This window comes from Photobacterium phosphoreum (assembly GCF_002954725.1).
Taxonomy (GTDB): Bacteria; Pseudomonadota; Gammaproteobacteria; order Enterobacterales; family Vibrionaceae; genus Photobacterium; species Photobacterium phosphoreum.
Genome location: NZ_MSCQ01000001.1, coordinates 999576 through 1015971 on the forward strand (window position 1 = coordinate 999576; position 16396 = coordinate 1015971).

14 protein-coding genes are annotated in these 16396 nt (G+C 38.7%); 11 read left to right on the plus strand and 3 right to left on the minus strand.

Annotated features, from left to right (window positions below; all coding sequences use genetic code 11):
* Nucleotides 1-28 precede the first annotated feature (28 nt).
* Nucleotides 29-1222: a glycine C-acetyltransferase gene (locus BTO21_RS04435; RefSeq protein ID WP_105026703.1), complete on the plus strand. Its 1194-nt coding sequence runs from the start codon at nucleotides 29-31 to the stop codon at nucleotides 1220-1222.
* 102 nt (nucleotides 1223-1324) lie between these two features.
* The gene (gene tdh / locus BTO21_RS04440; RefSeq protein WP_045028672.1) at nucleotides 1325-2356 is read left to right on the plus strand and encodes an L-threonine 3-dehydrogenase; all 1032 of its coding nucleotides are present in this window, start codon (nucleotides 1325-1327) and stop codon (nucleotides 2354-2356) included.
* A 99-nt stretch (nucleotides 2357-2455) separates the two neighbouring features.
* Here the strand turns inward: tdh and rhtB are convergent, their stop codons facing one another.
* On the minus strand, nucleotides 2456-3079 hold the full coding sequence (rhtB, locus tag BTO21_RS04445) for a homoserine/homoserine lactone efflux protein (protein ID WP_045028671.1): 624 nt from the start codon (nucleotides 3077-3079) through the stop codon (nucleotides 2456-2458).
* 199 nt (nucleotides 3080-3278) lie between these two features.
* Between rhtB and BTO21_RS04450 the strand changes: the two genes are divergently transcribed.
* Nucleotides 3279-3731 carry a VF530 family protein gene (locus tag BTO21_RS04450; RefSeq protein WP_082056826.1) on the plus strand — a complete coding sequence of 151 codons (453 nt, stop codon included), beginning with the start codon at nucleotides 3279-3281 and terminating at the stop codon, nucleotides 3729-3731.
* 119 nt (nucleotides 3732-3850) lie between these two features.
* On the opposite strand, the gene BTO21_RS04455 is transcribed toward BTO21_RS04450, so the two are convergent.
* Nucleotides 3851-5143, minus strand: coding sequence for a phosphatidylserine decarboxylase family protein (locus BTO21_RS04455; RefSeq protein WP_045028670.1), 1293 nt, complete (start codon nucleotides 5141-5143; stop codon nucleotides 3851-3853).
* 316 nt (nucleotides 5144-5459) lie between these two features.
* Here BTO21_RS04455 and BTO21_RS04460 point away from each other — a divergent pair, with 316 nt between their 5' ends.
* From BTO21_RS04460 to BTO21_RS04470, 3 genes are all read left to right on the plus strand, one after another.
* Nucleotides 5460-7055 carry an ABC-F family ATPase gene (locus BTO21_RS04460; RefSeq protein ID WP_065193713.1) on the plus strand — a complete coding sequence of 532 codons (1596 nt, stop codon included), beginning with the start codon at nucleotides 5460-5462 and terminating at the stop codon, nucleotides 7053-7055.
* A 125-nt stretch (nucleotides 7056-7180) separates the two neighbouring features.
* Complete coding sequence (locus BTO21_RS04465) at nucleotides 7181-7636, plus strand: YaiI/YqxD family protein (RefSeq protein ID WP_045028668.1); 456 nt, start codon at nucleotides 7181-7183, stop codon at nucleotides 7634-7636.
* Nucleotides 7637-8288: 652 nt separating this feature from the next.
* Nucleotides 8289-10118, plus strand: a complete 1830-nt coding sequence (locus tag BTO21_RS04470) for a DUF4365 domain-containing protein (RefSeq protein ID WP_239997960.1) — start codon at nucleotides 8289-8291, stop codon at nucleotides 10116-10118.
* Between the two features lie 170 nt (nucleotides 10119-10288).
* On the opposite strand, the gene BTO21_RS04475 is transcribed toward BTO21_RS04470, so the two are convergent.
* The gene (locus tag BTO21_RS04475) at nucleotides 10289-10537 is read right to left on the minus strand and encodes a site-specific integrase (RefSeq protein WP_082056828.1); all 249 of its coding nucleotides are present in this window, start codon (nucleotides 10535-10537) and stop codon (nucleotides 10289-10291) included.
* Between the two features lie 227 nt (nucleotides 10538-10764).
* Between BTO21_RS04475 and BTO21_RS04480 the strand changes: the two genes are divergently transcribed.
* The 5 genes from BTO21_RS04480 to BTO21_RS04500 all read left to right on the plus strand — a co-directional run bounded on the left by BTO21_RS04480 (nucleotide 10765) and on the right by BTO21_RS04500 (nucleotide 16212).
* Complete coding sequence (locus BTO21_RS04480) at nucleotides 10765-11691, plus strand: alpha/beta hydrolase (protein WP_045028665.1); 927 nt, start codon at nucleotides 10765-10767, stop codon at nucleotides 11689-11691.
* Nucleotides 11692-11901: 210 nt separating this feature from the next.
* Nucleotides 11902-12606, plus strand: a complete 705-nt coding sequence (locus BTO21_RS04485; RefSeq protein WP_045028664.1) for an aspartate/glutamate racemase family protein — start codon at nucleotides 11902-11904, stop codon at nucleotides 12604-12606.
* A 78-nt stretch (nucleotides 12607-12684) separates the two neighbouring features.
* The gene (locus BTO21_RS04490; protein ID WP_045028663.1) at nucleotides 12685-13185 is read left to right on the plus strand and encodes a GNAT family N-acetyltransferase; all 501 of its coding nucleotides are present in this window, start codon (nucleotides 12685-12687) and stop codon (nucleotides 13183-13185) included.
* Between the two features lie 662 nt (nucleotides 13186-13847).
* Nucleotides 13848-15557 (plus strand): L,D-transpeptidase family protein, encoded by a 1710-nt coding sequence (locus BTO21_RS04495; RefSeq protein ID WP_045028662.1) that lies wholly within the window; start codon nucleotides 13848-13850, stop codon nucleotides 15555-15557.
* Between the two features lie 250 nt (nucleotides 15558-15807).
* On the plus strand, nucleotides 15808-16212 hold the full coding sequence (locus BTO21_RS04500) for a GFA family protein (protein WP_045028661.1): 405 nt from the start codon (nucleotides 15808-15810) through the stop codon (nucleotides 16210-16212).
* The last annotated feature ends 184 nt before the right edge of the window (nucleotides 16213-16396 follow it).

Here is a 16396-nt window from a genome sequence, read left to right on the forward strand (position 1 = left end):
TACCATCCAATAAATCTGTGAGGAACACATGTCTTCTGCATTCTATAAGCAAATTAATCAGCAAATTGAAGATGTTAAAGCTGAAGGATTGTACAAATCTGAGCGTATTATCACATCAGCTCAAAAAGCGGCAGTGTCGATTCAATCAGGTGAAGAAGTTTTGAACTTCTGTGCCAATAACTACTTAGGTTTAGCTAACCACCCAGAACTGATTGCAGCAGCAAAAGCGGGCATGGATCAACATGGCTTTGGTATGGCATCAGTACGCTTTATCTGTGGAACACAAGATGCACATAAAGAACTAGAGCAGAAGTTATCGACATTCCTAGGAATGGAAGACACCATTCTTTATACCTCATGTTTTGACGCTAACACCGGTTTATTTGAAACGATTCTAGGTGCTGAAGATGCGATCATTTCTGATGCACTAAACCACGCATCGATTATTGATGGTGTGCGATTATGTAAAGCAATGCGATTCCGTTATTCAAATAACAATATGGAAGAGCTTGAGCAACAATTGATCGCAGCCAAAGAAGCAGGCGCACGTCATACCTTGATCGTGACTGACGGCGTATTCTCAATGGATGGTGTAGTTGCTAACTTGCCTGCTATTTGTGATTTAGCTGAGAAATATGGCGCACTTGTGATGGTCGATGACTCACACGCCGTGGGCTTTATGGGCGCAAATGGTCGTGGTACTCATGAGCACCATAATGTGATGGATCGTATTGACATCATTACAGGTACATTAGGTAAAGCAATGGGTGGCGCATCAGGCGGTTACACGTCTGGTAAGAAAGAAGTGATTGAGTGGTTACGCCAGCGTTCACGCCCATACTTATTCTCAAACTCTGTTGCACCAGCGATTGTTGCTGCATCAAACCGCGTTATTGATCTACTGGCTGAAAGCGGTGATTTACGCGATAACCTATGGATCAACGCCGCCCATTTCCGTACTCGTATGACGGATGCTGGCTTTACAATGGCAGGTGCTGATCATGCGATCATTCCAATTATGTTGGGTGATGCAAAAGTAGCAGCAGAATTTGCAGAGCGCGCATTAGTGAAAGGCATTTACGTGGTGGGTTTCTCATTCCCTGTAGTACCTAACGGCAAAGCACGTATTCGTACTCAAATGTCAGCAGCACATACTCGTGAGCAACTTGATAAAGCGATTGATGTCTTTATCGAAGTCGGCAAAGGAATGGCTATTATTTAATTCGTTTTTCGTTGTTAACATCGGCATGACCTTAGCAATTAGCTAAGGTCATTGTATAGAACGTTACTCATTGTTCGTTCTAGCTTTATGGAATTAAGTGTTATGAAAATCAAAGCTCTTGCTAAGTTAAAGCCTGAAGAAGGTATCTGGATGACTGAAGTAGATAAGCCGCAAATGGGGCATAATGATCTACTTATTCGTATTAAGAAAACAGCTATCTGTGGTACAGACGTACATATCTACAACTGGGATGAATGGTCACAAAAAACCATTCCTGTACCTATGGTTGTCGGTCATGAATATGTGGGCGAAGTTGTCGGCATTGGTCAAGAAGTGCGTGGTTTTAACTTAGGTGATCGTGTTTCTGGTGAAGGTCATATCACATGCGGACATTGCCGTAACTGTCGTGGCGGCCGTACCCATTTATGCCGTAACACTGTCGGTGTAGGTGTTAACCGTGAAGGTGCATTTGCAGAGTTCTTAGTTATTCCTGCTTTTAATGCATTTAAAATCCCTGATGATATTTCAGATGATTTAGCCTCAATTTTCGACCCATTTGGTAATGCTGTACACACAGCACTGTCATTTGATCTTGTTGGTGAAGATGTATTGATCACTGGTGCTGGTCCAATTGGTATTATGGCAGCAGCCGTTGCTAAGCATGTTGGTGCTCGCCATGTTGTGATCACCGATGTGAACGAATACCGTTTGAACCTTGCGCGTGAAATGGGTGTGACTCGTGCGGTTAACGTTGCCAATGAAAACTTAACCGATGTTATGGCTGAGCTAGGCATGAAGGAAGGCTTTGATGTTGGTTTAGAAATGTCAGGTAATCCGATGGCATTTAACAGCATGTTATCAAGCATGAACCATGGCGGTAAGATTGCTTTACTTGGCATCCCACCATCAGACATGGGCATTGATTGGACTCAGGTTATCTTTAAAGGTTTAGTTATTAAAGGTATCTACGGTCGTGAAATGTTTGAAACATGGTATAAAATGGCAAGTTTGATTCAATCCGGCCTAGATCTAACGCCAATCATTACTCACCACTATAAGATTGATGATTTCCAACAAGGCTTTGACGTTATGCGCTCGGGCATGTCGGGTAAAGTTATTCTTGATTGGGAATAAGTTGCTCGTTTTATAACTCATAAAACTGAGATCTATTATTAAGCGAGCTTGATGCTCGCTTTTTTATATCTATTTAGAAAAGCAAAGCATCTGCAGTCATTAATGATGACGACTAAAACTCAATAGCGTGCCAGCCCCAATAAATAACGACCCAAAAATTTGATTTTGTAACTTCATACGCCGAGCATCTTTTACGACTCGCATTAACCGTGTTGCTAATAGCGAATAACCTACCATTACCACTAAATCGACCACGATCATGGTTGAACCTAACAAGGTTAATTGATACCAATGGGAACCTGTTGGGGTTAAAAACTGTGGCAGTAGGGCGACCAAGAACATAATGCTTTTAGGGTTAGTAATATTAACAATAACCGCTTTAGTAAACAGTCGAGAATAAGAGGTGGTTACAGTATTGATTTGATCTAAATGAATAGTGCCAGCTTCTTGGAATTTTTGATAACCGAGGTAAATTAAATAAAGCACACCGCCCCATTTGATAACGCTAAAAGCCGTTTCAGATTCTGCCAACAAAGCCCCGAGCCCTGCACCAACAATGATGATATTAATCAGATTGCCCGTTTGTAGACCAAGGTTACCGACTAATGTGGTTTTAAAGCCATGCTTAATGGTGTTTGACATGGTTGAAATAGCCCCAGCGCCGGGGATGATCGATAGTAATATGCTCGCACATAAAAAGGTAAACCAAATTTCCATGCTCATTGTCGACTCCTATGCGGTAATATACATAACGACTGTTTGGTATTATTTATGCAGTAAGGGTATCGTAAGCAAGTTAAATCATCAATCTGAATGACAATTAATCTGCAATAAGAAAAATCATGGCTTTTTTATTGATGCGTCGTCAGTGATTACCAGTATAATAACTCTAGCACTCAGCCAATACCTGCTAGGAATAATGATGTCAGAGTTAGAGCAACAACCACAAACCCCAAAAGAGCCAAAAGAATTGACGCTAGAGCAGCAATTATTACAAAATAACCCATTACATGGTCTTAGCTTAGAGAAAATGCTAACAGAGTTAGTTGATCATTATGGCTGGGAAATTCTTGATACTGCAATGCGTATGAATTGCTTTAACACTAAGCCTTCGATTGCAAGTAGTGTTAAATATCTGAAAAAAACAGAGTGGGCACGTGAAAAAGTAGAGACATTTTATCTGTCTCGTTTTAAGCGTATGCCACGCGCATCTGAAGCTGAATTTGAAATGCCACCACGCATGCGTACTTTCGCTCATGGTATTAGCCCGAAAAGCCCAATGGAACTAACCGTTGAGTCTATCTTGCTATCACAAGCAAAAGCGGCATCAGCGCATAAAGAACGTTCAAATAGTGGTCGTCATCGTCGTCGTTAAGCGTATTGATGATTCATTAATGCAGTAATAGAAAAGTAAAAAAGCACCTTAAATATGTCGTTGTTAGCGATGTATTAAGGTGTTTTTTTATATCCAACTTAGCATAAAAGTAGTAATAATTAATTAACCACAGCAATACAAGAGCAAACGGGGATATTGGTCGCATCAAGCCCCGGTTCAGTACGATGAAAATCAAAACTAAGAGTAACTTGCGGCCTAAAAATAAGACAATGTGTTGAGCCACCACAGTGAAACATACCGAGTTGATCGCCTTTATCTACATGTTGTCCTTGAGCAATCGTAACTTCACACGATGACACTTCTGCAATCCCCACTGCAATAAAGCACATTAATCCAATATAAGGGTTATCTGATTCGATAAAAATAATCGCACGGGTGGCGATGGCGGTGAGTAATGGTAACGAAGTGTTTGGCGTATAATCATAACTGCCGTTTACAATAGATACTTTTTTAATCGTACCAGAAACCGGGCTATGCCAACGGTGATAGCTTAATGCATTTAAATAAGCTTGGTATACCGTTCCGCCTATAAACTGTTCAGCAAGCGGATTAAAATTCATCATATTTTGCAGCGAATAAGGATGCCCTTTGAGCCAAAATTTTGCATCCAGTTCTACATTCTCGACCACTTTTAATGGTGCTGACTCACAAGGATTGATAATAACATCGTCACCAGTCGCAATTGGGCGAATACTTGGCGTAAACTTTCGAGTAAAAAAGTCATCCCAAGAACGAAAACCATAGTAGTCATCATTTGGATCGCATTCAAAAAAATGTTCAAACGGATAATCTCTTAAGGCGGGATCAAAGCTCGCTTCACAAGCAATACCGATTATTTGTTTCTGCACTATTGGATTAAGCCACGCCAATACTTGAGGCGTTTGATTAAGGTCGTCTTTCACCAGCACATCACGTGATGCTTTACTGGCTAAATACACCGACCAATAGTTTAATATCTTCTTAAATTGTTGAGTAACCAGTAGATTAGAAAAAAAGCTGTGGCTGGCTGACGGTGTTATAGATGCAGCAAGCAAGGTATTGATAGGTAGACCAACAAAACCAGCAGGATTAAGTGCATCGGTTACCATGTCATTAGACCAAATATAGACTGGCGCTTGTGTCATAACCGCATTGAGTAACACCAGAAACTCATCAAAAGATTGAAGGACCAACGAGCTAAGCAGTGGTGATTGTGTTTGCTGGGACGTATTAAACATCTGCTCAGTAAGTAACAGTAACTCTTTATCTTGTTTTACCAATTCACTTAATGCTTCGATAGGCGGTACTAATGGCATCGGGTTGCTATCTGCATGTTGTTTGAGATGTTGCAGCCAAGTCTTTACCTGATGTTGATTGTCTGGTAGGACGTTACCCAAAGTATGTATGTGCATAAATAGTATCAGTTTGATAATTATAAACTTAATTCAATATACTATTTGGACAGCTTTTATCATCTAGTATTAAAATAATATCACTTTGCATTATTCTTATATGTAGCTGAGCTTTGTGTGGTCTTATTGATTATTAGAATCTGCCAATGTTATAAAATAATCACTAACGAACTCGGTGTAGTATAATTTAGCTGATAATTTTGAGGTGATGTGTGTCACGAAAGCTGCTATACTAACCAACAATTTAGAGAGAAGTCGCTTGTAAGAAGCGGCTTTTTTAATGCTTGATATATTCACAAATTTTGGAAACAGTACATTGATTTCAACAGCTAATATCACAATGCAATTTGGCGATAAGCCATTATTTGAAAACATCTCAGTTAAATTTGGTGGTGGCAACCGTTACGGCCTGATCGGCGCAAATGGTTGTGGTAAATCGACATTCATGAAAATCTTGGGTGGCGAACTAGAGCAGTCTGGTGGCACTGTTTCACTTGATCCTAACGAGCGCATGGCTAAGTTAGGTCAGGATCAATTTGCATTTGAAAACTACAGTGTTATTGACACTGTAATCATGGGTCATAAAGAATTATGGACTGTGAAAGAAGAGCGTGACCGCATTTACTCACTGCCTGATATGACAGAAGACGACGGCATGCGTGTTGCTGATCTTGAAGTTGAATTCGCAGAAATGGACGGCTACTCATCAGAAGCGCGTGCAGGTGAACTTCTTCTTGGTCTTGGTATTTCAGAAGATCAACACTTTGGTCTTATGAGTGCTGTTGCTCCAGGTCTTAAAGTTCGTGTGTTATTGGCTCAAGTATTGTTTGCTAACCCAGACATTATGCTACTTGACGAACCAACGAACAACTTGGACATCCATACAATTGCATGGCTTGAACAACTGCTTCTTGCGCGTAACTGCACAATGATCATCATTTCGCACGACCGTCACTTCCTAAACAGCGTATGTACACATATGGCTGACTTAGATTACGGTGAAATGCGTCTGTTCCCTGGTAACTACGACGAATACATGATCGCAGCAGAGCAATCTCGTGATCAACTACAAGCTGATAATGCGAAGAAGAAAGCACAAATTGCTGAACTACAAACGTTCGTAAGCCGCTTCTCTGCCAACGCATCAAAAGCAAAACAAGCAACATCTCGTCAAAAGCAACTAGACAAGATTCAAATCACAGCTGTGAAAGCGTCTAGCCGCCAATCGCCATTCATTCGTTTCGATCAGGAAAAAGAACTGTTCCGTAACGCACTTGAAGTTGAAAACCTAAAGCAAGGTTACGGCGATAACATTCTTATCAATGGTGTAAACCTATTGGTAGAAGTGGGCGAGCGCATTGCGATCATCGGTGAAAACGGTATTGGTAAATCAACTTTCCTTAATACGCTAGCGGGTCAAATGGAACCAATGGCGGGTATGGTTAAGTGGTCTGAAAACAACAATATCGGCTTCTACGCACAGGATCACAGTGAAGATTTCGCTGAAGACATCACACTACTAGAGTGGATGGGTCAGTGGAAGAAAGAAGGCGACGACGAGCAAGTTGTTCGTGGTATTCTTGGTCGTATGCTGTTCTCACAAAACGACATTAAGAAATCAGTTAAAGTGATTTCTGGTGGTGAGCAAGGTCGTATGTTGTTTGGTAAGCTAATTATGCAACGTCCAAACATTCTATTGATGGATGAACCAACCAACCACATGGATATGGAATCTATCGAAGCCTTGAACCTTGCGCTTGAGCATTTCAAAGGTACATTGATGTTCGTATCACACGACCGTCAGTTTGTAACATCAGTTGCAACACGTATTATTGAAATCACTAAGAATGGCGTAGAAGACTTCCACGGCACGTACGATGAGTACATTGCTAAGAAAGGTCTTGTAGGTTAAGTTTCATTATTAATGAAGCGGCCTAAGCCAAACAATTAAATAAAAGCCGCCTTTATACAGGGCGGCTTTTTTATACATAAATTTAACGTGTTAATTTGCGTAGTATAAATATTTAAGGGAAATGTATGAAAATTTGGGTTGATGCAGATGCATGTCCAAACGTTGTAAAAGAGATTTTATTTCGTGCTGCTGATCGCGCTAAAGTTCACGTAACGCTGGTGGCGAATCAATATATCCGCACGCCACCATCACCATTTTTACGCTCGATTCAAGTAGAGCAAGGCTTTGATGTCGCTGACAACTATATTGTTCAAGAATGCGAAGTAGGGGATTTGGTGATCACCGCTGATATTCCATTGGCTGATGAGTTAATTACCAAAGGTGCACACGCATTAAACCCACGCGGCGAGCTTTACACTAAAGACACCATCAAACAACGCCTACAAATGCGTGACTTTATGGAAACCATGCGGAGTAGTGGAATTCAGACAGGTGGACCGTCTGCATTAACACAAGCTGACCGCCAAAATTTTGCTAATAAACTTGATGCTTTCTTGGCTAAAAATCATAAGATACAATAAGTTATAACTATGGGGGTAAACTCAGTTTTACCTCCTTTTCTCCTTTCTGCGTTATTCACATTTCTTGTTATTTTTCTGCTAAATCCCAATTGCTAACGTTTTGCTAATATGAATTGCTAATATAAATGATTATTTTGAGTTTTTTTAGAAAATGCACATGCATAATTATTTAAAATAAATGAATTTAATAGGGTGGGGTTTAGTGATTTATTCTGACTGTAATAGCCGAAATTGTTTATTTAATCGGTAGGATTTAATTCTGGTTAATATTAGGTATTATGGTTTTTAGATATATTTCGTAACACATTCAAGAAATCATTAATTCTATTGAGTGGTTATTATTATCGCAGTATTATTTAAAATAGAGACTTATGTTTTATTCGAAATATAAGCGTGTAGTACAGGTTAATAGACTTGGTTTGAAATATGAATCTAATACGTTTTTTTCCAAAAAATGAGTTACGGTTCGGGAAAAATTGTCGAGTATTAGACTAATTTTACTATACACATCATGGTGGCTAAGCAAGTGACAAGATCTGTGGTTTTAGTTTTTTGCTTTTAGTTCCCTTCGTTCTCTTTATACTATTGTTTGTATTGTTGCTGTAAATCAGATTTGTGTAAAATATCTATTCGAGAATGATATGGAGTTAATGTGAGTACAGAGAACATGAATCCAGGTGAGATAGGTGATGCTGCTGGACGTATTTTTAATTTCTACGCACCATTAAATTGGATAATTCGTAGTCAAGAAGATCAGAATGATCATGGAATTGATCTCGAGATTGAATTAAAGAATGCTGAGGGTATAGCTCGCGGGCAAGGAAGTGTATTCAAAATCCAGCTTAAAGGACAAAAAAGGTGTATCTATATTGATGACGGACAGAAGCTGTCATTTTCAGTACCTCGTACTCGAGTTAAATATTATCTCCAATTTAATACTCCAGTTATTTTTGTAGTGGTTGATGTAACCACAGAATGTATTTACTGGGTATCTGTAACTGATAATGCTGAGATTCAGCAAAAACTAAATAGTTCTAGTACTGCAAGTCTAACAATTCATCTTCCGATAGAGAACAAATTGGAGCGTGGTAATACTGATTCATTTAATAAAGTTTTATCTGCTGTTCAATCGTGCTGGGAACATTTGTCACTTAGAGGCTTAAGAACAGCAGTCCTTAATTGTAGGACACTTAAGCCGAAGGCTCTGGATCAGCGTATAAATCAAGTCGGAGATGCATTATTTACAGCTTATCACATTAAATTTGAATGCCTTCTTGCGAATGGAAATTTCTCAGAAGTATATCAACAAGCCGATACCATCATTCGTTCGCCAATTGTGCCTCCGAAAGATAGGTTCATCGCCACATTGTATTTTGATTATTCTTTTAAGGTGGCTCCATTTACGAACGTGAAACAAGAGCAAATTACGCAACAGATATCTTTGTGTAGTTTGCTTATCGAGCTTGCAAGAGAACAAAAAGAGTCTCCTTACCGTTTAACTGCTATCGTTAAAGCAAGAACAGCGTTGTTCAGTATCATGACTGAGCAGCTTCATGCAACTCATGTAACACATCCACATTTCCAAAAAGATAGCATTGAATACTTACTTATAAATCAAGAAATTAATAAGTATTACGTTGAAACCTATCGTCATTTAGTCAAAATAATAAATTTGTGTAACAGGCTGATTATTAAAGGGCAATTTAGTATTCTAGCTAATTTAATGGTCGATCTAATGATGTCTATTGGTGAATTCAAAACTGTTCACAAAGCTAGAGGTACAGATGGAGGTATTGCTTTCTTAGATGATTGGCTTAATAACATGCTGATTACTGTGTTTTTTTATACTTCTAAAGTTAGTGACTTATGGAAAATAAACCAACTGTATTTGATGATTAACTTGCAATCAAATCTTAAGTCGATTGTGACATTCGATATTCGAGAGCTAGTGATTGAACACTGTGCTAAAGCTGAAGAAATGTTAAATGTTATAGATGAACAGATTGCTAATAAACCAAAGCAATTCCTGTTTAGAGACGCAAGCGTTGAAGAGCAAAAGGCATTTTTTGCTGATATGGCTAAGAAGCTTGGAATGGATCCTGATGATAAAAAGTCTAGAGAAGGTCAATTCGTATCTATTGGATTGAAGAACTATGATCCTACAAATGTTATAAGTCATTGTGAGCATATGTTTGTAGATTATCGCCCTCGAGGAATGATTGCTGAACAGTTACGTATGCATTCGTTGTGTACACCTTTAATGATTTGTTTAAAACATGGATATGCAGTAGGAGGTCGTTTACTTATTGAGGCATTTGATAACTCCGATGGGCCTGAGTTTATGCGCGGATTCAAGCAAAGACACTGTGATAACTGTAATGATTGTACTTCGAGGACTGCAGAGTGGCGTTGGAGTTTGAGGTGGCAAGGAGAAGAACAAATCAAACATGCCGATAAATTAGATAAGTTCAAGAACTTCTAAAATTTGATCGTATTAGAGTGAATATATTATTGAAGTGCTGTACCGCATAAACATTATAGTTTACATGGACGATTTAAATTACATTTCGAGAACCATGATGAACTCATTTATGTTCAATAACGCTATAACCTTAACGTAAAAAGCCCTCACTTCAATTGGAGGGCTTTTTTCTATTGATCACTCTTTGGTTGATTAATACTTTTTAGATTAAGTGGTGGCACCATATCCACTTTACGATCATAGGTATTAACTTGAGCAAATTCTTTATGGCCAGAGAAACGTTGTTTGTCTGCCATGGTTCCTTCATAATCTGAAATACCTTTAGCTTTTAAATTATGGAATGTGAAATCAGTATTGATGCCATATTCTAAAGCGGCTTTCTTTTTTGCTGTCTGCCAATAATCTTGTAGAAAAAACATAGGACACCCATAACTTTCCGTTTCAGGAACTAAATGATAATTAACGCTATTATCTGAACTGACAATCGTTATTCCCATCACAATGATTATCTGCGAGAGCGATAGGGCATCTATTTGCCTGTGTTGAAATCGTTATGTCTAATTTGCATCACACATTTAAACTGTATGTATATACATGACTCTATATTGATATATTATCCTTTGTTTTTTTAGTTATAGAGTTAAAAATGATCAATCACCTAGAAGCTGGTATCAGAGAGCTAGTTGAAGAATTCCAATCTAATGGTAAACCTTGCCCTTCAAAGCTACCAATTGCAGATCGTCGCGCGGGTTATATTGGTAGTACAGCCTTAGCTGGCGAGAGTCCTAAAATAGGAAATGAATTTTTAGATGTAGTCAATGGCATTCAGATTAAAGTGTATAAGCCAACAAATGAGGCTAACTTACCTATTACGGTTTATTTTCACGGAGGTTGTTTTATCAGTGGTGGTTTTGAGACGCATGATGTTCAGTTAAGGCAAATCGCACTGCTGTCCAACTCGATAGTTATTTGCATTAAATACCGACTTGCTCCGGAACATGTTTATCCTGCAGCACACGATGACGTATACCAAGCTGTACTTGGTATTAAGGATCATGGATACAAGTTTGGTGGTGATTCAGAGCATTTGGTCTTTGTGGGTGATAGTGCTGGTGGGCAATTAGCATTGGCTACGACGCTTAGGCTTAAAAAGTTGCAGCAGTGGTTACCACGAAAACAAATTCTTATCTATCCAATGTTGGATCCAATAGGTAGCTCACAGAGTTATAAAGAAAATGGATCGGATTATATTATTACTGCCAATATGCTTCTTTCTGGATTTGATTTATACGCAAATAATGACTCTAAAGTAATTGCAGAACCAGAATTTAACCTTTTAAGTTGTGATCTTAGTGGATTACCTGCTACGAGTATAATCACAGCTGAGTTTGACCCGTTACGTGATGAGGGTGAGCAACTCTATAAGTTATTACTCTCACAAGGTGTTGAAGCATACTGCGAGCGTTATTTGGGAGTGATCCATGGTTTCTTTCAGCTTTCCGGCCTAAGTGGTTCAGCAAAGCGATGTATCGCTTCGGTTTCAAACCAAATTAAAAACATTGGACGCCCATAACTTTCCGTTTCAGAAAATAGAAGATAATTAATGCTACTATCTCAACTGGCTATCATCACACCTCACAGTGAATGTCCGCGAGAGCGATAGGGCATCTATTTACCTGTGTTGAAATAGTTCAGAGATCTATATGGGTGTCCTGTATTTATCTTCGTGCATGGGCAGACACTTAGGCTGGCGTTATATTGCTTTTTAAAGAATGGAGTAAAAATGAAAACAATTGGAATGTTAGGTGGTATGAGTTGGGAATCTACTGCGAGTTATTATAAGGCAATAAATGAAGGAGTTAAGTCTGAACTTGGTGGCTTGCATTCTGCGAAAATATGTCTATATAGCGTAAATTTTGATGAAATAGAAAAGTTACAGCATCAAGGTAAGTGGGATGAAACGGCTTTAATTCTTGCTGAGGCTGCAAAATCGGTTGAAGCTGGTGGTGCTGATTTCCTAATTATTTGTACTAACACAATGCATAAAGTTGCTTCCGAAATTGAAAGTAACGTATCAATTCCAATTCTTCATATTGCTGATGCAACTGCTAATAAATTGGTTATCGATGGGATTAAAAAAGTTGGCCTGCTTGGTACTCGTTTTACTATGGAGCAGGATTTTTATAAAAGTCGTTTGGTTGATAAATTTGGCATTGAAGTTATTGTACCAGCAGAGAATGACCGAGTTGTTGTACATAACATTATTTACGATGAATTGTGCCGAGGTGTTATTAACTCTGATTCAAAAGAGGAATATTTAAAGATCGTTAAAAGGTTGCATGAACAGGGTGCTGAAGCTGTAATTTTGGGATGTACTGAAATCGCTTTACTTATTCAACAAGTACATACAGAAGTACCATTGTACGACACTACTGAAATTCATGCGGCACAAGCTGTTCAATTAGCAATTTCAGATATGGAAATATAACCGATAAGTTGTTAGTTGTTGCTGAAAATATTCAACTCCTGTACAAATCGAGCCTTGATAAAACAGGAGTGTAGTTGAATGAGTTTAGTGGTAAGACAAGTAATTGCAGATGATGCCCAAGGTGTCGCTGATGTACTTAACCCAATCATTATTGAAGGTTTATACACTGTATTAGATACCACTTTTTCGGTAGACGAAGAAAAAGAGTTTATCGCACAATTTCCGGAACAAGGTGTGTTTACAGTTGCAGTGAATACTGAAAACGCTGAGGTTATCGGTTTTCAGAATGTGGAACCATTTGCGTCATACACTAAAGCGTTTGACCATGTGGGGATTATAGGGACATTTGTTGGTGGTGCTAGTCAAGGACAAGGCGTGTCCAAAAAGCTATTTGAGTCTACCTTTGAAGTGGCAAAGCAAAAAGGGTATGAAAAATTATTTGCTTACGTTCGTAGCGACAATGAACGAGCTTTGACGGCTTATTTGAAGCAAGGTTTTGAAGTTGTAGGGACGGCTAAGAAGCATGCCAAGGTAGGCGGTGTGTATGTTGATGAAGTCCTAATTGAGAAATTTCTGTAAGCCTCAAAAAGCAACAACGAACTGATAAGGATGTGTGTCGCACAGCTGACACCTATCTGAAGTGTGAAAAACCATAACTTTCCTAGAATTATCCATCCAATCCTGTCATGTACTACAATAAATACTCGAGAGAGCGATAGGGCATTGAGTTTCAATACGTTGCATAGTAACGATTTCATTGGCATCTTTAATGCTCAATCACGTGGTGAGTAGATCACGGATAGTTCGTTCCTTACTTCCGAGATGACGGATAATAACCAGTCTCATCTGTTGCCCGTCATTTTCCACAAAAAAAGCATTGGACACCCATAACTTTCCTTCGAATTACCCATCCAATTCCGTCATGCCCTACAATAAATACTCGTGAGAGCAATAGGGTATCTACTATCAGCGTGTCGTAGAATGGCTATTTCACTGGCATCTTATCGGCTCAAATACGTGCTAAATAGATCACGGATAGCTCGTTGCTACTTTCGAAATGTGAATAATAACCAGCGTTATAACCTTTTTCTCGTAATATTCTGCAACCGATATCCTTCATCTATCTATTTTTAATATAAATTACGCCAACTCACCATTCTTGAAATCTTTGTCACTTTTAATGGTGAATGCTTTTAATTCTAAAAAAGCATATTGTTACTTTTTTAGTTAAGGACCGTTGAATGAAATTTAATCGAAAAAAAATAACCACATTGATTCGTTCGGTAATGACCGTTTCGGCATTATTAACCTGTGGATCAGCTTTGGCTGCCGATAATGTGGCAAACAATGCACTAGATTGGCATGTTCTCGATGGTGTTACGGTTAATAGCACAGCGTCTTTGTGTTCGAACTCAACGGTAAAAGTGTGCAATGGTGGCATTTTAAATACGCTGTATGCTGAAAATAACTTCATGCCATATTGGTTTAATCCAGTGCTTGTTAATGCGATCATGCCGCAATTACAAGCGTTGGCAGATTCCAATACACTGCCAGGTATGACGCAGCGTTTAAAAGAGTTAAAGACGTTAGAGGCATTGCCGAATCAGCGTGGATTTGATCTGTTATTAACCGATACATATTTGGTCTACGTAGATTATGTGCATCAATTAATGCAAGATCCTCGACCATTATACAATTCACATCCAGTAACATTGACGCCTTTGACATTGAAAATGGCGCAGAATTATTTCCCATTAACGGCTCAAAAGATCAATTCTCTTATTCCTTCTTCGCAGTTTGTTCCAACAATGGGGGTGATTAACCACCTATTAAGCTTGCCAGCTAACCCACTTGATTCGGATAACGTTCACTTTGATAAGGTTGTTCTGCTCGGTGATAGCATCCCTTATGGTGATAAAGTGGCGACAGTGCTTTGGAATTTGGGCTATTTAACTCAGCCTCAGTATCAACAAATTATTGCTCAAGCGACGATTACAAATACCGGTGTGATGAACCAAGCGATTAAAACCTTTGAAGGGAATTATGGTTTGAAGATGGACGGTATTATGGGGCCTGACGTTGTGAGCCAATTAATACGCCCTTATTCTAGCTTGGCGCGTATTACGGCATTAAACTTACAACGTGAGCGCTTTGCGACATTAAAAGGCAATGGCCCACAAATCATTGTGAACATTCCTGATTTCAAAATGACATTATACGATAATAAACAGCCAGTATTTGAATCGAAAATTATCGATGGTATGCCCAAACGCCCAACCAACTTGTTCCAGTCATACATTAATACGGTTGTGATAAACCCTTATTGGTATGTGCCTGAAACGATTAAAGTTCAGAATATTATTCCAGCGGCTAAAGCCAATCCTAATTTTTTAAAGAATAGTCGTATTGATGTTATTAATAGCTGGACTGATCGCTCTGTCGTGCCACCAGAATCAATTGATTGGGCAACGGTGAACCCAAAGACATTTACTCATCAATTTCGTCAAGATACAGGCCCTGAAAACGCTTTAGGTCGTGTGGCATTCTTGATGCCTGATTCGTTCTCTGTCTATATGCACGATGAATCACAATCAGAGTATCCATTGTTTAAACATTATCATCGAGATTTTAGTTCTGGTTGTATGCGTGTTCAAAACCCACGTCAGATGGCAACATTGATTTTGTCCTATCAAAATATGCCGAATTTGCCATCGGTTGACGATATGATTAATACCAACAACCACCGTGAGATTGGTTTAAATACGCATGTAAACCTTGATGTGGCTTACTTAACGGCTTGGGTAACACCTAGTGGTCAGTTAGAGATGCGCCATGATATTTATGGTTACGATAACCCTCAATCTCAACCGATTCAGAATCAATTTATTTCGATTCCAAACTACCGTACCCATCAACGTATTAAACTGGCCTTGAATGGTCAAACTAGTTGAGAAATAGATGAGAACTATAGGACACCCATAACTATCGATGCCGCTTCAAGTAGAAATAATCAATATTATTATTTGTTGTAATATTAAAGCTGCTTATCGTCATCTCTACTGTGAATACTCGCGAGGGTGATAGGAAATCGATTATTAGCGCGTTGAAACTTTAAAGAAATAGATATGGTGTCTTGTATCACTATTGTTAGGTGGCGGTGTTGCTTTCTACTTAATGTTCATTATGCGCTTAGGAGAAAAAATGGAAATGTTAACTGGCTCATGCTTATGTGGAAAGGTTGGAATTGAAGTCCCAGATGATTTTGATTATATGGGGAATTGTCATTGTTCTGAATGCCGTAAATTTACGGGTTCAGATTATTCATCTGTTGGTGGGGTTTCATCGCCAAAATTTGCTTTTACAAAAGGTGAGGAGTTTGTTTCCATTTACTCAAAAAGTGAAGAAACAGAACTAGCATTTTGTAAGTGTTGTGGTTCGAGCTTATTTTCTAGAAAAATTACTGGGGGTAAACATAATATCCGCTTAGGCATTCTAGATAACGCACCAACGCATAAGCCTAACTTTCATATTTTTGTGGCTTCAAAAGCACCTTGGTTTGATATTAATGATGACCTTAAGCAATTCAATAAAGGCCCTGTAGCATAGTAAAAAACATAGGATACTCATAAGTTTCGGTTTAAGAAAATAGATAATAATTAACGCTATTATCTGAGCAAGCTATCGTTATTTCCTACAGTGAATGCCCACTAAGGTGATAGGGCGTTTATCTTTAGCCTTCAAATATGGTAATCACTCTTTTTGAGTAGTAGACTAATATTATTTCCGCATA